The organism is Burkholderia sp. SCN-KJ (genome assembly GCF_024656005.1).
GTDB lineage: Bacteria > Pseudomonadota > Gammaproteobacteria > Burkholderiales > Burkholderiaceae > Burkholderia.
In genome coordinates this window covers 1-17,917 of the sequence record NZ_JANKOG010000037.1, presented here as the reverse complement: position 1 = coordinate 17,917, position 17,917 = coordinate 1, and the positions used below count along the sequence as shown (strand labels likewise).

Below are 17,917 nucleotides of genomic sequence, written 5' to 3'. Positions count from 1 at the left end.
CCGGCGAGCCGGCGCGCCCGCCTGCCGCCGGAACGCGCTCGCCATCATCCCGTTATCCCCGTCAGGAACATTGATGAAGTTCACCACTCGTTCGGAACGCCAGATGCCCTTCAGCAGCTTGCGCAATTACTACATCGACCTGATCGAGCAGTGGCCGGAGGTTTACAAGCCGCTCCTCCACGCAAAGGCGTTCTTCCGCGATGTCCTATTGCGCGGTACGTATGCACTGACGTCCGGACAGATCGGCATTCGGGTAGGCCTGGCCCGTCCCGGAAATTTCAACGCGAGATTCAAGGACATGCGCGGACGCAATCCCTTCTACAGGATCAGTCAGTTCGACGCGAACAAGCGTGGGGACGAGTCGGCGCAAGCGGCATGCGGCATCGCATCGACACTCGCGCAAGCCGGCGTCGTGTTAACGTCGCCCAACGAAACAGGCATCTCCGGCTTCGGCACGTTCAGATTCACGGATAGCAGTCGATGCGGCACGGCCACGGCCGGCTGACGGGATCGGGGGTACGCATGCACACAGTGCTCGACCGAGACTTGGATTCGGCGGTGCTCGGATTGGTGCGAAAACTTTCGTCTCATTGGTCCTCACGCGCCCAGACGCGCAAGTGCGATCTAACGGACGACTTCTCGTTTCTGCCTGAAAAAGACGACTTCGTCCCAGACCTGGTCCCGTTCTGGACGCATCCCGCACTCCGGCCACTGGTGGAAAACGCCGCGACCCGATCGCGACTTCTGTCGATCGGATGGCTCGTCTACAACCTCAAGACAGTCACGATAGAAAGCCGCATCGTGACGCCCGTTTGCGTGGAGCTTCTGGACAACGGCGTCAGCGATTTCGCGAACGACATGAAGCGAATCGTCGCGGAGACATTGACGGACGAATCGTTCCACACACTGCTCGCGATACACACGTCCCAGATCGCTTGCCGGGAGCGGAACCTGAGAGTCGGCAATCCCGCATATGCGTTCGTCGATCGACTGGATCGGTACCTGACGACACTCGACGACGAGAACGATCGCTTTCTCGCCAGGCTCGCGACCTGCACCGTCTCGGAGCTGTTCATCGGCGGCTATCTCGCCTGCATCAACAACGCCAGCCGCATGCAGCCACTGTTCGTCGACGCCGTGAATGCACACCGGATGGACGAGTTGATGCACGGCAGCATCTTCGGCCTCGTCGTCGACTATGTGCACGCTCGCATGAGTGCGGCCGACAAACGGCTTTTTGCCGAGGTCTGCGCGCTGGCGATCGGCTGGTTCGATAATGACGAGCGGGAATGCTGGAACACTTTGGCCTCGCTGAACGGCGTGCACATTCCTCGGGCCGTGCTGGACATCCCTCGGAATTTGTCGGTGCGACCGAGCAGGTCCAACTACACCAACCTCCTGAAGCTGCTGAACCGGCTCGAAATGGGCGATGCATTTCAGGAGTCGCTGACCCGCCACGGAATAGTGCTTTCGTGAATATCAACGCTGTGGGCTCTCAGAAAAGTTGTCTTTGGCTCTCTATAGAAATCAAGGAGTTGTGAGTGACCCTGACCCAAGAAATAGTCCGGTGCAAAAGTAGAGAAATTCGGCATGATGTGTCCATGACGATACTCCGGTGAACGGGAACGCCAGCAGTCACGATACGCCTGCCGGAGCAGTCCATACCATTAACTGGAAGAAGAAATTCGGAGGGTTGGGGCCTTCTGAGCTGCGCCGTTTGCGTCAGCTCGACGAGGAAAACGCGAAGCTGAAGCGGCTCGTGGCGGACCTGAGCCTGGACAAGGCTATGCTGCAGGACGTACTCGCAAAAAAGCTCTGAAGCCTGCCCGTCGGCGCATGTTGATCGATGAATTGCGTGATCGCTATCGAACCAGCCTGGCGAAGACTTGCGCGTTGTTTGGCATGTCTCGTTCGCTGTATCGGTATCAGTCGGTTGCGCGCGATTCGTCGGCGCTGCTCATGCGTATCAAGGAAATAACCGCTACGCGCGTGCACTATGGGTATCGGCGCGTTCACGTGGTCCTGCGACGGGAGGGCTGGCGAGATAACTGCAACTACTCTTGATGAAGGCACGTAGCCTGCGCTTGTCAACTTGACATAGCCGTCGCAAGACGCTGCCGCGTACGGATCAGGCCGGTTGCCCGCCGCCGTCGCTCGCCGTTGCCGGCCCCGCATCGATCGCGACGCGATTCTTGCCGTCGCGCTTCGCGCGGTACAGCGCGCGGTCGGCGGCTTCGATCAGCGACGTCATCGTCGTGCCGACCGCCGGCACGACGCTCGCGCCGCCGATGCTGATCGTCACGTAGCGGCCGGTCGACGAATGCACGTGCTCGAGCCGCAGCGCTTCGATCGCGAGGCGAATCTTCTCGGCGAGCAGGCGCACGCCGCCCGGCGACGTGCCCGGCAGCACCACCGCGAATTCCTCGCCGCCGAAGCGTGCGGCGAGATCGCCCGGGCGGCCGAGGCAGCTTTCGACGGTCGCGGCGACCCGCTTGAGCACGTCGTCGCCCGACACGTGGCCGTACGTGTCGTTGTATAGCTTGAAGTTGTCGACGTCGATCATCAGCAGCGACAGCTCGCTGCGTTCGCGCGCGCCGCGCCGCCATTCGGCGTTCAGGTATTCGTCGAGATAGCGCCGGTTCGACAGCCCGGTGAGCCCGTCGGAATGCGTGAGGCGGCGCAGTTCGAGGTTCGCTTCGAGCAATTGCTGCTGCGATTGCCGCAGTGCGCGGTAGGCTTCGTCGCGCTGCAGCAGGTTGACGTACGAGCGCGAGTGGTAGCGGATCCGTGCGACGAGCTCGATGCGGTCCGGCAGCTTTACGAGGTAGTCGTTCGCGCCGGCCGCAAACGCGGCGCTCTTGATTACCGGTTCTTCCTTGGTCGACAGCACGATGATCGGCACGTCGCGGATCACGGGATTCGTGCGGTACGCCTTCACGAGGCTCAATCCGTCGGTGCCGGGCATCACGAGGTCCTGCAGGATCACGGTCGGCCGCGTTTCGACTGCGGCGGCGAGCGCGTCGTCCGAGCGCGGGCAGTAGTGGAAGTCGATGCGGTCCTCGTCGGCAAGCGCGCGCCGCACGGCCTGGGCGACGATCGTCTGGTCGTCGACCAGCAGCACCATCGCCGGCACGTCGGTCGCCGGCGGCACCTGCGGGGTCGCGCGCGCGGCTTCGAGCGCCGCGCCCGCGCCGTCCGCGGCGGACGTGCCGTTATCCTGGCCCGGGCGTCGCGTGGAGTCACTAGTCATGTCGACACCCGTTGTTGCCATTGCTGTCACGCAAGTCCATTTCATTCAGTTCCTGACGAGCGCCGCCAGTTCGCCCGCGATGCGCTCGAGCGGCAGGATCGCGCGCGCGGCGCCGAGCGTCGCGGCGGCTTTCGGCATTCCGTAGACGGCGCTCGTCGCCTGGTCCTGCGCGATCGTATGGTAGCCCTTCATCCGCATCGCCTTCAGCCCGATCGCGCCGTCGCGCCCCATCCCGGTGAGCAGCACGCCGATCACCTCGCCGGGCCAGTGCTCGGTCACGCTGCTGAAGAATACGTCGACCGACGGCCGGTACGGCGTCTCGGCCGGCTCGCGCGTGTATTCGAGCGTGCCGGCGCGCGTGATCCGCAGGTGGTCGTTGGTCGCGGCGAGCAGCACGAACGACGGCTGCGGCCGGTCGCCTTCGCGCGCGATGCGCACGTTGAGCGGCGTCTGGCCGTCGAGCCATTGCGCCATGCCGTCCGCGAACGCCTGGTCGACATGCTGCACGATCACGATCGGCGCGCCGAAATCGGTGGGCAGCGCGCCGAGGATCGACGCAAGCGCGGTCGGGCCGCCGGCCGACGCGCCGATCGCGACGAGCGGCCCGCCGTCGCCGCGCGCCGTCGTGCCGGCGCGGCGGCTGGCGCCCGCCGGCTTGTCGAGCAGCCGGCCGATCTGGTCGATCTTCGCGAGCAACAGCTGCGCGGTGTCGCCGTTCGCGCCTGCGCCGAGCCGCGGCGTATCGACTGCGTCGAGCGCACCCGCGCCCATCGCCTCGTACACGCGCCACGCATTCGCGCCGATGCTGCTCGTCACGATCAGGATCGCGCACGGCTTGCCCGACGCCATGATCCGCCGCGTCGCCTCGACGCCGTCGAACTTCGGCATGATCAGGTCCATCAGCACGAGGTCGGGCGGTTGCGCGGCGCAGAACTCGACGGCCTGCGCGCCGTCGGTCGCGACCCACAGCACGCGGTGCTCGGGCCGCCGCGCGACCGCGCGGCGCAGCGCCTCGACGGCGAGCGGAAGGTCGTTGACGATGCCGATGTTCACGGACGGGCTTCTCCTATCAGGTCGCGTACGGCGTCGAGCAGGGTTTCGTCGTGGAAGCTGCTCTTCGCCAGGTAGTAGTCGGCGCCCGCGTCGAGTCCGCGGCGGCGGTCCTCCTCGCGGTCCTTGTACGACACGATCATCACCGGCAGCGATTTCAGCGCGGCATCGCGCTTGATCAGCGTGACGAGCTCGATGCCGTCCATGCGCGGCATGTCGATGTCGGTCACGACGAGATCGAAATCGGCGCCGCGCAGCGCGTTCCAGCCGTCCATCCCGTCGACCGCGACGGTGACGGCATAGCCGCGCTTTTCGAGCAGCTTGCGCTCCAGTTCGCGTACCGTCAGCGAATCGTCGACCACCAGCACGTGCCGGCGCCGTGCGACGGCGGTGTGCTGCGCGCGCTGCACCTTGTCGAGCTGGCCGCCGCGCACGAGCTTGTCGACCGAGCGCAGCAAGTCCTCGACGTCGATGATCAGCACCGGTTCGCCGTTCTCCATCAGCGCGGCCGCCGCGATGTCCTTGACCTTGCCGAGCCGGCGGTCGAGCGGCTGGATCACCAGCATGCATTCGCCGCGGAACCGGTCGACGGCGATCCCGTACGACTCCCATTCGTCGCCGATCACGACGGTCGCGACGCTGTCGCCCGCCTGTTCCGGCGGCGGTGCGCCGAGCAGCTGGTGCGCGGTGACGAGCCCGACCGGGCGGCCGTCGAAGCGGAAATGCTGCTGGCCTTCGAGCGTGTCGATGTCGGCGCGCGCGAGTTCGAGCGTGCGGCGCACGTGCGCAAGCGGGATCGCGTACGCTTCGCCGCCGACCTCGACGAGCAGGCTGCGCACGATCGACAGCGTGAGCGGCAGTTGCAGCACGAAGCGCGCACCACGGCCCGGCTCGGTGAAGATCCGCACGGTGCCGCGCACGGCCTTGACCATGTCGTGCACCGCGTCGAGGCCGACGCCGCGGCCCGACACATCGGTGACGCGGTCGCGCATCGAGAAGCCGGGGAGCAGCAGGAAGTCGAGCAGCTCGAGGTCGGACAACCGCGCGGCCGTGTCCGCGTCGGCGAGCCGGCGCCGCACGACGCCTGCACGCAGCGCGTCGAGATCGATGCCGGCGCCGTCGTCGCTGACGGAGATCAGCAACTGGCCCGCGCTGTGGCGTGCTTCGAGCGTCACGCTCGCTTCGGCCGGCTTGCCGCGCGCGATGCGCTCGTCGGGCGTCTCGACGCCGTGGTCGAGCGCGTTGCGCAGCAGGTGGCCGAGCGGCGCGTCGAGCATGTCGAGGATGTCGCGGTCGACCTGCGTCGTTTCGCCGACGATCGCGAATCGCACGCGCTTGCCGAGCGAACGTGCGAGATCGCGGACGATGCGCGGATACGCGTGCGTTGCGTCGCCGAACGGTCGCATCCGGCAGCGCAACGCTTCGTCGTAAAGCTGCTGCGCGAGATGCGTGCTGCGGCGGTCGAAGCGGTCGAGCTCGTCCAGGCGCGCGCCGAGCTGCAGCTGCAGGTTGCCGAGCCCCTGGCGCACATCGTTCAGCGACGCGAGCGCGGCCGGGTCGAGCCGCTCCGCGAGCGTTTCGACGAGCACGTCCAGCGAGCGCGCGACGTCGCGCTGCATCCGCTTGATGCGTAGGATCGAGCCCGTGAACGGCTTCAGCCAGTGCGATTCGACGAGCGATTCGCTGGACAGGCTCAACAGCTGGTCGAGCTGCTCGGCGCGTACGCGCAGCATCCGCTGCGGATCGTGCCGGGGGGGCGGTTGGGTGTGCAAAGGCGGGGCGTCGGGCGCGACGGCATGCAAGCCCGGCGACGGATCGGCCGGCGGGTGGCGCGGGGGGCCGTCGCCGGTGCGCGGCGATATCGAGACAAGGGCGGTATCGTCGGGCGCGGAGCCGATGTGCGGCGCTGCGGCGCCTGGTTCCGGCGCGGGTGGTACGGGCAGTGTAAGCGGTGTGAGCGACACCGCGCGTTCGGCGCGCTCGTCCGACGCGTCGGTCGGACCCAGTGCGGCCAGCGCGTCGATATCCGCGCGCGAGATCGCCGCCGCCGGATCGGCGTTGCCGACGCGCAGCAGCAGGTCCACGCCATGCAGCAGTGCGTCGATGTGCGCGGTCGTCAGCGTCAGCTCGCCACGCTGCGCGGCGACGAAGCATTCCTCCATCGCGTGCGCGACGTCGACGCCGTCCTGCAGGTCGACGATGCGCGCCGCGCCCTTCAGCGAATGCGCGGCGCGCATGCACGCTTCCAGCGCGGGCGCGTCGCCGGGCGAATGTTCGAGCGTCAGCAGGCCACTCGTGAGCGCCTGCGTCTGCGTGTGTGCTTCGTCGCGGAACAGGTCGAGCAGCGACAGGCGCATCAGGTCGTCGTCGGTGCTCATCGCAGGCTCCTCGCAAGCGAGTCGAACACGCGATCGGTGTCCAGCACGCCGATCGTTGTATCGCGCCACGCGAGCAGGCCGCGCGTGTGCATCGCGGCCGCGTGGGTGAGCGTCGTCGGCACTGGCAGCAGCGCATGCGCCGCGAAGCGCAGCACGCCCTCGACCTCGTCGACGGGCAGCGCGACCGCGTCGCCGCGATGCTCGACGACCAGCATCCGCGCATACGCGTTGCGCGACTCGTGCGGTCCGGTTGCGTTGCGTTCCAGATTCAGCAGTACGCCGAGGGATGCTGCGATCGTCAGCGTGCCGCGCACGTTGACGAGCCCGAGCACGGCGCCGTCGCGCCGGTGCGGCAGCGAATGGATCGGGCGCGGCCCGTCGACCTGCCGCAGCGCGGCGGCGGGCAGGCCGAGCCATTCGTCGCCGACGCGGAACGCGAGCGCGGACTGCTGCGCTTGCGCATCGTCGGGAGATGCGGCGGATGCAGTGAGTGGTGCGTCCGCAGGGGCTGGCTGCGACGTGCTGCGTGCGACGCGCGCCGTTTCGGCGAGGTCCGCGTCGGTGAGCGGCCGGTCGAGCAGCTTCCCGGCCGCGTGTTCGAACACCGGGCAGTTCAGGCAGCGGGTGTGCACGACAAGCCGCGGGCACGAGCCGTCGCCTTGCGTGCCGATGCGATTCCAGCAATCGTCGACGGCCCTGGCCGGAGCGCGATCGTCACGAGCGGCGTGGGTCATGGGTTCCGCCCGTTTCGCTGGTCTGGTCCGCCGTCGGCACGGCTGACGCGTCGCGCGCTTGCCCGCTGCGCACGCAGCATCAGTTGCCGGGCACCTGCCGCGTCACCTGCCGCGTCGCGCAGCGCGGCGAGATGGGTCAGGGCCTCATAGTGAGCCGGGTCGAGATACAGCGTCTTGCGATAAAAATCCTGCGCGTCCGCATCGAGGCCGCGCGCATCGGCGATCAGGCCGAGCAGGTAGAACGCGTCCGCGTCGGGGCCGTGCGCGAGCGTGAATGCGTGCGCGGCGCGCTCGGCGTCGTCGAGGCGGCCCGTGTCGGCGAGCCGGCGGGCGTCGGCGAGCATGGGCGCCGGGGCGGCGGGTGCGCTCGGCGCGGCATCCGCGGCATCGGGCGCCGCGTGCGCGATGCGTGTCGCCGGCTGCCGCTGTGGCGCGGCCGGCGGGCGGTGCAGGGTTGCCGTTGCGAAATGGTTTGCCATGGAGGGTGCCGCCACCGGGTGCCGGAGCGGCAACGTCTGCGGCGCCACCGGCTTCGCAGATGCCGCAGACAAGGTGGGCGGCCGCTCGCCATCGTTCGCGCCCGTGGCCGGAGCATCAGCCTGCGCCGCGCGATGGAACGCGAACGCGAGCGGAATGCGCGCGGGCGCCAGCGCATGCCGCATCATCAGCCCCGTCTCGGCCGGGCCGACGAAGATCGTGCCGCCGTCCGCGAGTTGCCGGTCGAGCAGCCGGATCGACTGGTCCTGAGCGTGTCGGTCGAAATAGATCAGCACGTTGCGGCAGAAGATGAAGTCGTAGCGCGTGTCCGCGTCGAGCGGCAGGTCGAACAGGTTCGCCTGCACGAAGCGTACCGGTTCGCGCACCCGCGGGTCGAGCTGCCAGCCGCCGACCGTCTCGCTGAAATGGCGGTCGCGGAATTCGAGCGGGTGGCCGCGAAACGCGTTGCGTCCGTAGACGCCGGCCCGCGCCCGCTCAATCGCGCGTGCGCTGATGTCGATCGCGTCGATCGCGAAGCGTGACGGGCCGATGCCGGCGTCGAGCAGTGCCATCGAGATCGAATACGGCTCCTCGCCGGTCGAGCACGGCACGCTCAGCACCCGCAGCGTGCGCGCCGGCTCGCGCACGAGCCGCGCGTCGGCGATCCGCGCAAGCGCGACGAATGCCTCGCGGTCGCGGAAGAACCACGTTTCCGGCACGACCAGCGTTTCGATCAGCGCCTGCCGTTCGTCCGCGGACGCATTCAGCCGCTGCCAGTACACATCGATCGCGTCGCCACCGGCGGCCTCGGCGACGTCGTCCGGCATGCCGCCGGCGGGCAGCGGTATGTCGGGCGCGTCCGGTGCATCGGCCTGCGTGACGCGTGCGCGTTCGGCAACCGCGCGCGCGAGCGCACGATTGCCGAGCGTCGCCGCATCCATCCCGGTTTCACGCGCGAGCCACGCTTCGAATCGAGGGTCGTTGGCGTTCATCATGGCCATCATCCGGCAAGCGCCTGCGCGGGTGGAAACAGCAATGCGCGCGCGTCGTCATCGAGCATCTGCTCTACGTCGATCCGCTGCACGAATCCCGTCGCGTCGGCGGCGACCGGCCCGAGCCAGCGCGCGTGCGGCATCGCGATCCCGCTGTCGGCGAATTGCGCGGGCGCGAACTCGCGCACCTGCGTCGCGTGCTCGACGATCAGCCCGAGCCATCGATCGGCACCGTCCACCTCGTGTTGCTGCGCATAGTGCACGACGACGAGCCGCGTCGATCGCAGCGCGTGCGCCGCGCCCGAGCGCGAGCCGCGGCACGTCAATCACCGGCACCAGCTTGCCCCGGTGATCGATCACGCCGGTGAGCCATGGCGGCGTACCCAGCATCGACTTCACGGGCGCGAGCGGCAGCACCTCGACGATCCGCGTCGCATCGAGCGCATAGCGTTCGCCGTCGAGTTCAAAAAGAAGGAAGAGCATCGTGTCGTCCGCCCGAAGGCCGCGTGCGTCAGCCGTCGATCTTGAAGCGCGACACGCCGGTGCGCAGGTGGTTCGCGACGAGCGTGAGGTCGTCGATCGCCTGCGACGACTGGCGCAGCGATTCGGCCGTCTGCTGCGCGGCTTCCGACAGCTGCGACAGCGCCTGCGTGATCTGCTCGGCACCGTTCGCCTGCGTCTGCATTCCTTCGTTGACCATCTGGAAGCGCGGCGCGAGCGTCTGCACCTCGGCGATGATCTGCGACAGCTGCCCGCCGACCTGCTGCACGTCGAGCATGCCGCGGCGCACTTCCTCGGAGAACTTGTCCATCCCCATCACGCCCGCCGACACGGCCGACTGGATCTCCTTCACCGTCTGCTCGATGTCGTAGGTCGCCACCGCCGTCTGGTCGGCGAGGCGGCGGATCTCGGTCGCGACGACCGCGAAGCCGCGGCCGTACTCGCCGGCCTTCTCGGCCTCGATCGCCGCGTTCAGCGACAGCAGGTTGGTCTGGTCGGCCACCTTGGTGATCGTCGCGACGACCTGGTTGATGTTCAGCGCCTTCTCGTTGAGGATCGCGAGCTTCGCGTTCACCGAGCCGGCCGCGTCCATCACGCTGCGCATGGTCTCGCCCATCCGCGTGAGGCCGCTCTGGCTCACGCCCGCGAGCGTCGCCGACTGCTCGGCCACGCCGTTCACCTCGTTCATCGTGCGCAGCAGATCGCGTGACGTCGCGAAGATCTCGCGCGACGTCGCGCCGATCTCGGTCGTCGTCGCCGCGGTTTCATTGGCGGTCGCCTGCTGCTCGCGCGACGTCGCCGCGATTTCGGCGACTGACGTCGTCACCTGCAGCGACGACTGCTGCGCCTGCGACACGAGGCTCGCGAGCTGTTCGGCCATCCGGTTGAAACCGTCCTGCAGCGTGCCGAATTCGTCGCTGCGGCGCAGGTCGAGCCGCTGCGCGAGGTTGCCGGTGCGCATTGCGTCGTGCACCTCGACGAGCCGCGCCATCGGCCCCGTGATCGCGCGGAACAGCGCATAGCCGGTCGCGAGCGCGACCAGCAGCACGACGCTCAGCGCGGTCGCGAGCGTCGCTTCAGCCGTGTTGACCGACGTGCGGATCTGCCGTGCCGAATCGTCGGCCGCGCTGCGGTTTTCGTCGACCAGCGCGTCCGCGGCTCGGACTACGTTCTCCCACGCCGTCGTCACGTGCGCGAAGTTGGCCCGCGCAGCCGCGCGGTCGCTCGCCGCCGCATGCGCTGCGTCGTTCAACAGCGGCAGGTACTGGTCGTATGCGGCCCGGAGCGCGGCGAAGCGCGCCTTGTCGTCGTCGCGGAACAGCGTCGCCTCGTATTGCGTCGACGCCTGATCGAAACGCCGCAGCGCTTCCGGAATCCGGTCGAGATCGCGCTTCGTGCCGTCTGAATCGCCGTCGCTGAAGATCGCGCGTTCGACCACCGTATAGCTTTGATTGGTCGCGGCGCGCAGCGACGTCGACAGGTACAGGCCCGGCACCGAATCCCGCTGGAGGCTGTCGGCAGCGGCGTCGATCGCCGTCAATCGGGTGTATGAAATCGCGGCCATGACCAGCATCAGCACGAAGATCGCGCCGAAGCTGAGCACGATGCGCTTGCCGAGCGTGAAGCGTCCGCCGCGCAGCAGGGCGGGCAAAGGGGGCGTGCCGGCGCGGGGCGTCGTCGCAGTGGCCATGTCTATCTCCCGTAGGGCTTGGGTCGCCTGGATCCGGCGGCGCGAAGTGCGGAGAAAACGATTCGGTCGCGGGTCGGCGCGATCGATCGAATCGTTCCGAATGGGTGCCCGATTGCCGACGCCCCGCATGCTGTCATGCAGCGCGCCTGATCGCAATCGAATTTTTTACGCATTGAGCCATGCTTTTTTCATCCCATTAAAGATAGGTCAATACGCAGACGTTTGCGGAAATTTGAAAGGGAGCGGGGGTAAGTTGCTGCCGGTATTTCGGCTGGCCGGCCGACGACGGGGCTCCGGCTGACTGAAATGCGGAACAATGACGCATGATCGAATCGTCTGAAATCCAATTGAAATGTTTCCGATATGGGGATGTGAGCATGATTATCGATTTTCGTGCCGCCCAACTCGTGAAAGCCACGCAAAGACTCTGTAAGTTGGTGAAGAGGCGACGGGACGTTGGTCGCTGGCAGAGACGCTGACCGAGCGTGGCCTCGATCGTCTCGCCGAATGTTCGACGTCACGCGCTTCGCACGTGAATGCTTGACGGGCTAGACTCGATCAATCGTCTCTCGGCCACCAAGGTTTCGCCGGTGGCCGGATCAGGTAATCGTCCAGGTTTTTGTCGGCCAGCCATTTCGGGCGGGCGCCGTGTCCCGTCCACGATTTTCCCGATGACGGATCGTAGTATTTGGCGGGCAGCTTCTTGGGCTTGTCCTTCACAAAACCCGGCCGCCCGCAGCAGTCCCAACTCCGTGATGCCGTATTGCTTGACCAGCTCATGTATTGCGGCCAGTACGGCCGCTTTTTCTTTCTTTCGCGCGTCGTCAAGGAGCAAGTTAAGGAAACACTGATTTATCCGGCTCGGTGGTCATCGCTGACGCAGCCGAGGACGGAGTAGAAGATAGTTCACGGAACGAACCCACGACGATGAAACGGCAAACGAGCTTTGCGGAAGCGGAAAGCGCGGGCAAGAAGCGCGTGACTCGGCGTCAGCGTTTCCTGGACGAGATGGACAAGCTCGTGCCGTGGTCGCGATTGCTGACGGCAATCGAGCCGTACTACCCGAACGGAGTTCGCGGCCGCCCGCCGATCGGTCCGGAGCGAATGCTTCGAATCTACTTCCTGCAGCAGTGGTACAGCCTGTCGCACGAAGGGCCGGAGGATGCGCTGTATGACAGCATTGCGATGCGGGCGTTTGCCGGGATTGATCTGGCCGTCGAGAATGTGCCGGATGCGACCACGCTGATGAAGTTCCGGTGCCTGCTTCTCGCACATGAGGTCCGACATCAGAACATCCAGGCGACGGTTCGAGCGAACGGCGCTTGATGGCGGTGAATTCAACTGGTCGATGCAACACACTTGACATCGAACGGCGCCTCGCCTCGGCGGTCTCGAGGCTGCTGCAACTGACTGCTGACGCGCCGACGGCCACTGGTCGGCAAGACTGCAGAGAAACAATCGGCCAAGCGTGGTCATTCTGATAAGCCGTGCTCCCGTCGCACCAGTCGGCAGCGCGAGTGGGCTTTGCCACCACATCCGAACACCCTGCGCTGAGGGTCTCGCCAATCAGTTTCACTCCCCCCGGCACCGACTGGCGGCGCACTCCTTCGACAATCTTCGGCCCATTTCCGGATACAGAAAATGCACCCGCCACAGGTTGCACAATTTGTGCACGACGTATACTATTGATCGTCGTGCACCGTAAGGTGGCGCCGGCTGGACCGATCGCTACGCGCAGTAGAACCCGACGCTACAGGCAATCGAATCGTTCAACGCTCACCATTCGAGCCATGGCAGTGCAGCAAGCGCTATCGATGTCACTCAGTGTCGTTTATGACGTTGGATTTGCACATTTCCACTTGAGCTTTGTTTCGCATAACACGTTTGAGTTGGCTCATGGCTGGAGTGTTCGCTGTTGGCGCAAGCCTGCACGTCCTCACATACTTCTCCGCCACGGAGGCGAGCGTCAACACGCAACTATTCGAGAAGTCGCATTCGTGACGGTATGCCGGAAAACTGAACAGCAGGAACTAGCGAAATTTGGCCCATCGATGCCGGGATCTCCGGGTTTTCGAAGCCTTCCGAAACGCTTCAGCTCATCACTATGATTCCCAGCCAGCTCCTTCAACATGCACACGAAATCGTTAGCAATTGCGCCTTCTGCTTTGTTTCGTCGATCGACGCTTCGGGGCAGATCAACTCCAGAGTCGTTGAGATTCTCGAGATCGGGGCGGACCTCTCCATCCGATTCATGACCGATTCGAGGACTCGCAAAGCGCACGAGATTCGCCAAGGAAGCACGATCAGTCTTTCATTCCTCAGCATGACCGACCGAGGATACGTAACGATGGGAACCATCCCAACAGTCTCTGCGGAAACCATGCTGAAGCAACGAATCTGGAGGGAGTCGTTGCGGACTTGGTTCCCCAACGGGCCGGGCGATCCTCATGTGGTTACTGTGACCTGCGAGCCCAACTGGATTGAGCTATGGTGCTGCATGCGGGGTGTCGCCCCGGCTCCACTGGGCCTCAATTCAGTGCGTCTGACACGGAAGGACCGAAACTGGCAAGCACATCAGACCTTTCCTGTCGATGGCGGGCCAATACCACTCTGACAAGCGACATAACACTGCAGTGAGACAAACGACTGACCACGCAGGCTGACCGTTCTTACGGGCCTCAGACTCAACTCAAATGTTAGGCGATGAATGTCATGAGTTCGATAACACCATTCTTGACTCTTCTCAAAGAGGGAAAGCTGATAACGGCAATTCGGGCAAATGCGCTCTACAAACCGTTCTACACACTCAGCTATTTAGCGACACTAAAGAATTGCGGCGTGCTGGATCAACTTTCTTCCGGTCCCACGTCCCTCAAGGAACTGACATTATCCTATGCGGGCAATGCAAAGACCACGGAAGCGTTGGAAAGCTGGTTGCAAATGGGTTGCCGGCTGAAGGTTCTTGCCTCCACTAGCAAGGGCTATGTTCTTACGGGATTGGCCAGAAAGCTGTCACTGCCGGAGAACGACGCGACGCTGGCACTCTTACAAGAAGTGGCAAGCCTGCACTATCGTCTCATCTCGGAAACACCGAAGAAGATCCGTAACGGCGAGCTGTGGCCGCTAGACAACCAGGATGGGGCACTTACTGCGCGCTCGTCCCGCGCACTAGAACCCTTTGTTCTCGAGGCAATCAAAAGATATATTCCCGCTTCAAAGCCGTGCCAGTTGCTTGAAATTGGCTGTGGCTCCGGGGTTTACATTCGACATGCTGCAGAACGTAACCCGCGCCTGGTCGCGCTAGGCCTGGAATTACAAGAAAACGTAGCGCAGATCGCAAGAGAGAATCTGAAGCAATGGGGATTGAGCAATCACATCGAAATTAGCGTTGGCGATATACGAACAATACCGATCGAATCGAAATTCGATGCTGCAACGCTCCACAACAACATATATTATTTCACTGTCGAAGAGAGGATCAGGGTTCTGGATAGAATCAGGGGATTCCTGAAAGAAGGCGGCGAGCTAATAATTACAACATGCTGTCAAGGTGGAAATCTCGGGATTGAAGCACTGAATCTTTGGGCTGCCTCCAATTTGCACGGCGGAAGACTTCCAGAGACAGCTGAGATGATCCACCAGTTAAGGCAGGCTGGGTACGAAGAAGTCGAATCGTCTCAACTAATACCAGGCGATAGCTTCTATGCCTTCCGCGCCCGGAAATAGTTCGCCCCTTTCATTTCTGATTTATCCATGGAAGCGATCCCAATTGATATTAGTGAAATTTTTTAAAATCACCAGGCAAGGCAATTGTATTTCTTGAACTGAAGATACAACTCGTTGGTGACTCGTCGCACGCCAAACAGTGTGCACGAGATTGTATGAACGGCATACAATTCAGGTCGCATATCGAATCGCAGGGCTTGCGCCATGAAATCTACACCCGACGACCTGGGGCGCCGCGAACGCAAGCGCAGGCAGATGCTGGCGCATCTGGCAGACACGGCCGCCAGCCTGTTTGAATCGCTAGACTATGAATCCGTGACGATGGAACGGATTGCAGAAAAAGCCGATGTCGCCAAGCGGACACTGTACAACCACTTCCCGACCAAGGAAGCCATCCTCGCGTATTGGATCGACGCTGAGTTGCAACGAGACCTGTCAAGCCTGCAAGACCGTATTGCCAGATGCAGGACGTTCCGTTCGCGCCTTGGTTGTTTGTTGAGTGCATCGGCCGAATGGTGCGAGAAGCATCCGGAACACCTCATGGCATTTCTTCGGCATCGGCTGCTTCATGTCGGAGCACCGAATTACCAAGGGGGCCGTCAGACAGCAGTGACATCGCCGTTGCCTGGCAGCACCTCATTGCCGCAGGTCAACTGAGCGGTGAAATCAGCAAAGCGTTTCCTGCTGCGCAGCTCGCCACATGGTTTCACCATCTGTACCTTGGGGCGCTACTTCGGTGGCTAAATGTCCCGGACCTCTCCCTTGAGAACGAATTTCGGTCTATTACCACGTTGTTCATCGAGGGCGCAGGCACAAGAAGAGATGCCGGCTGACTTGTGCATCCGAGCACGTTGCGTCGCCAACAACTGATCCTTTCGCCATCTACTGCTGCCGCTTCCAACAGTCGTATCCCGCGTGGTCCCGGTGGCGCCCGCAGTCGCGGGATAATTCAATGTGTGAAACAGTAACCTGCAACCAGAGAAGCCAAGCCGACATAGTCGATTAAGGCTTCCAATCAGGAGCGTCCGTGACACCCACGACTACTTCCCCGAGTGGTGTGGCGGCAGCTTCGATTCCGTCGCCTTCGATCTCATGCTTGCGAATCATCGGCTCCCGGCAGAAGTGTGCAGCAAGTGCCAACATGCTCGTTATCGACATGAAGACGTGGCTACCCATCGCACGCTGCTGGAACTGGCAACCGCTTGCGGGTCTTCCGACATCACCATGTCGGGCGCGCGTTCAAGGCGAGTCCGGGGCATATCGCATCACACATCGTACTATGCAGGGGAATTGAAGCGGTATCGGCACGGTCACCGACATCTCTCGGAAAATTCCCGGACGGCACTACGGTACAGCGGCGTCTAATCCCGATTCTATGACGGTGATTCAGGCTCCCGGCGCGCGGTGCCAATATCGGTCTCGGCATCTTTTTCAATCAGAAATCGCTCGTGATTCTCGCCTGCCAGCCACTTCGGCGGTCGCCCGTTCCCGCTCCACGTTTGCCCTGTTTTCGGGTTCCAGTACTTTGGCGGCGCTCTTTTTCTGGCAATCTTGTTGCCACTTTGATGCGGCACTACGTCGGCATCGATACCCAGTTCATCCAGAGCCTCACGCACACGCGCGATCACCAGCTCCGCCAGGCGTTCGGATTCCATCCGCCTCTCTTCCTCGATCGCCCGCTTCAATCGATCGTATAGCGTACGCAGCTTGCTATATTCGTCCATTCGATTGCCTCTCAATCAAGCCGCTCCGGGCTAATGTTTCGCCGACACCGTGGCACTTTTCGCCCCTTTTGCCGCGACGCCTGCGCACATCATGCGGAATGGCCTGATACGACGGTTTCGTTCACCCCGTCAGGTGCGACACGGGAAAAGGCAACGAGCGGTACATTGCCTGCTTTCTACGATTCGTTCGATTCGGGTTGGGTACGAGCGCTTCTGCACGTAAAGAGCAGCTCACGCGGAGTATCAGGCTTATAAGCATCATCGACAGGCCCGGCCCGTGAAATCAGGTGATAGTTGTCGGCACCACAGACCTTGTTGGCCTGATCAACGCACGCCTTGCCGGTCTCGAGCAGGCCCTGGCATTGAACTCGGTAGGCCTGACCGCCATTCTCCAGCGTAACGGCATCAAGATTGTAGTTCGGGCCGGATGCTGCACATCCCGACAGAAAGGCGGCACACGTCAGCAGGCTGGCATACAGCAATTTCATAGTTGACTCTCGTATTGAACGGACATGCCGCGTTTACGCGATACGGCATGTTCGAAATGTGCTCCGGATGGCGGAGCAATTTCAGGCTTTTCTGCGATCGACCGAAGGCGATTGCCTCCGGTCGATTCAATCCGCCGACGCTTACCACTGATACGCCGCGCCCACGCCTACACTGGTGCCCTGCGAGCTATAACCTGCGCCGAGCCTCCCCTTGATGTTTTGAGTAAAGCGGACCGACGCCCCGAAGGCTACGGCCTGCTGGCCCTTGTAGGTGCCGGCGCCGATACCCACCGCGATCGTCTTTCCAAGATCCACGTCGGGAATCATCGTCAACGCGGTGGCAGCGGCGACACCGGCATAGGCGGCCTTTGCTACCTGGTTCACCTGCGTGGATACCTCATTGACCCGCTGATCCGTGTAGCGATTCGCCTGGGAAAGCGAATCATTCAGCTGGTTCAGGTTCACTGCGTCGGTACCCTGCGTACCCGGCGCGACGTTCGTGATCTGGCGCTGCTGCGTGTCGCTGCCGACCGACACCACGTTCGAACGGCCACCGTCGTTCGAATTCGCGCCGATCGCCACCGAGTTCGAGCCGGCGGTGACGGTCGGCCGGTCGGTGCCGCTGCCGTTCATGTCGGCCGCGACGCCGTTGTTGTTCGCCGTACGCGTCGTGTTGTTGTTGATCGTGGTCGACAGTTGGTTTACCTGATCGCCGAGGTTCGTCACGCCGGTCGACAGCGAAGCCACCGTGCTGTTCGTCGTGCTCAGGCCGGTCGACAGCGAGCCGATGCCGGTCGACGTCGACGTGGACAGCGACGTCAGGTTGCTGTTGGTCGAGCTGAGGCCCGTCGACAGCGAGTTGATCGCCGTCGAGGTCGACGTGGACAGCGACGTGAGGTTGCTGTTC

14 protein-coding genes and 4 pseudogenes are annotated in these 17,917 nt (G+C 63.6%); 7 read left to right on the top strand and 11 right to left on the bottom strand.

What is annotated here, in order from left to right; genetic code table 11:
* Positions 1–73 precede the first annotated feature (73 nt).
* From NQV17_RS34510 to NQV17_RS34500, 3 genes and pseudogenes are all read left to right on the top strand, one after another.
* The gene (locus tag NQV17_RS34510; protein ID WP_257775663.1) at positions 74–505 is read left to right on the top strand and encodes a hypothetical protein; all 432 of its coding nucleotides are present in this window, start codon (positions 74–76) and stop codon (positions 503–505) included.
* Positions 481–1,476, top strand: coding sequence for a diiron oxygenase (locus NQV17_RS34505; protein ID WP_257775662.1), 996 nt, complete (start codon positions 481–483; stop codon positions 1,474–1,476). The genes NQV17_RS34510 and NQV17_RS34505 overlap by 25 nt, the downstream gene beginning before the upstream one ends.
* Before the next feature lie 193 nt (positions 1,477–1,669).
* Positions 1,670–2,049, top strand: a pseudogene (locus NQV17_RS34500) (IS3 family transposase); the annotation flags it as partial.
* A gap of 79 nt (positions 2,050–2,128) precedes the next feature.
* On the opposite strand, the gene NQV17_RS34495 reads toward NQV17_RS34500, so the two are convergent.
* From NQV17_RS34495 to NQV17_RS34460, 8 genes and pseudogenes are all read right to left on the bottom strand, one after another.
* Positions 2,129–3,250 carry a diguanylate cyclase gene (locus NQV17_RS34495; protein ID WP_308237662.1) on the bottom strand — a complete coding sequence of 374 codons (1,122 nt, stop codon included), beginning with the start codon at positions 3,248–3,250 and terminating at the stop codon, positions 2,129–2,131.
* A 45-nt stretch (positions 3,251–3,295) separates the two neighbouring features.
* Positions 3,296–4,303, bottom strand: a complete 1,008-nt coding sequence (locus tag NQV17_RS34490) for a chemotaxis response regulator protein-glutamate methylesterase (protein WP_257775661.1) — start codon at positions 4,301–4,303, stop codon at positions 3,296–3,298.
* A complete protein-coding gene (locus NQV17_RS34485; protein WP_257775660.1) occupies positions 4,300–6,678 on the bottom strand; it encodes a hybrid sensor histidine kinase/response regulator in 2,379 nt (792 codons plus the stop codon). Before NQV17_RS34485 ends, NQV17_RS34490 begins: the two co-directional genes overlap by 4 nt.
* Positions 6,675–7,412 (bottom strand): chemotaxis protein CheW, encoded by a 738-nt coding sequence (locus NQV17_RS34480; protein WP_257775659.1) that lies wholly within the window; start codon positions 7,410–7,412, stop codon positions 6,675–6,677. The genes NQV17_RS34485 and NQV17_RS34480 overlap by 4 nt, the downstream gene beginning before the upstream one ends.
* Entirely contained in the window at positions 7,409–8,881 is a 1,473-nt protein-coding gene (locus tag NQV17_RS34475; protein ID WP_257775689.1) for a protein-glutamate O-methyltransferase CheR, read from the bottom strand. Before NQV17_RS34475 ends, NQV17_RS34480 begins: the two co-directional genes overlap by 4 nt.
* An 8-nt stretch (positions 8,882–8,889) precedes the next feature.
* A pseudogene (locus NQV17_RS34470) lies at positions 8,890–9,364 on the bottom strand (chemotaxis protein CheW).
* A gap of 28 nt (positions 9,365–9,392) precedes the next feature.
* Positions 9,393–11,072: a methyl-accepting chemotaxis protein gene (locus NQV17_RS34465; protein WP_257775658.1), complete on the bottom strand. Its 1,680-nt coding sequence runs from the start codon at positions 11,070–11,072 to the stop codon at positions 9,393–9,395.
* 558 nt (positions 11,073–11,630) lie between these two features.
* Positions 11,631–11,928: pseudogene (locus NQV17_RS34460) on the bottom strand (H-NS family nucleoid-associated regulatory protein).
* A 71-nt stretch (positions 11,929–11,999) separates the two neighbouring features.
* On the opposite strand from NQV17_RS34460, the pseudogene NQV17_RS34455 reads away from it, so the two are divergent.
* From NQV17_RS34455 to NQV17_RS34445, 4 genes and pseudogenes are all read left to right on the top strand, one after another.
* A pseudogene (locus tag NQV17_RS34455) lies at positions 12,000–12,353 on the top strand (transposase); the annotation flags it as partial.
* An 823-nt stretch (positions 12,354–13,176) separates the two neighbouring features.
* On the top strand, positions 13,177–13,686 hold the full coding sequence (locus tag NQV17_RS38205) for a pyridoxamine 5'-phosphate oxidase family protein (RefSeq protein WP_374692793.1): 510 nt from the start codon (positions 13,177–13,179) through the stop codon (positions 13,684–13,686).
* Positions 13,687–13,805: 119 nt separating this feature from the next.
* The gene (locus NQV17_RS34450) at positions 13,806–14,798 is read left to right on the top strand and encodes a cyclopropane-fatty-acyl-phospholipid synthase family protein (RefSeq protein ID WP_257775657.1); all 993 of its coding nucleotides are present in this window, start codon (positions 13,806–13,808) and stop codon (positions 14,796–14,798) included.
* Positions 14,799–15,002: 204 nt separating this feature from the next.
* A complete protein-coding gene (locus NQV17_RS34445) occupies positions 15,003–15,455 on the top strand; it encodes a helix-turn-helix domain-containing protein (RefSeq protein ID WP_308237658.1) in 453 nt (150 codons plus the stop codon).
* A 716-nt stretch (positions 15,456–16,171) separates the two neighbouring features.
* Here NQV17_RS34445 and NQV17_RS34440 read toward each other — a convergent pair.
* The 3 genes from NQV17_RS34440 to NQV17_RS34430 all read right to left on the bottom strand — a co-directional run.
* The gene (locus tag NQV17_RS34440; RefSeq protein ID WP_257775656.1) at positions 16,172–16,522 is read right to left on the bottom strand and encodes an H-NS histone family protein; all 351 of its coding nucleotides are present in this window, start codon (positions 16,520–16,522) and stop codon (positions 16,172–16,174) included.
* Positions 16,523–16,698: 176 nt separating this feature from the next.
* Positions 16,699–17,010: a hypothetical protein gene (locus NQV17_RS34435; protein ID WP_257775655.1), complete on the bottom strand. Its 312-nt coding sequence runs from the start codon at positions 17,008–17,010 to the stop codon at positions 16,699–16,701.
* Positions 17,011–17,151: 141 nt separating this feature from the next.
* On the bottom strand, positions 17,152–17,917 hold a 766-nt coding region (locus tag NQV17_RS34430; RefSeq protein WP_257775654.1), incomplete at its 5' end, for a YadA-like family protein.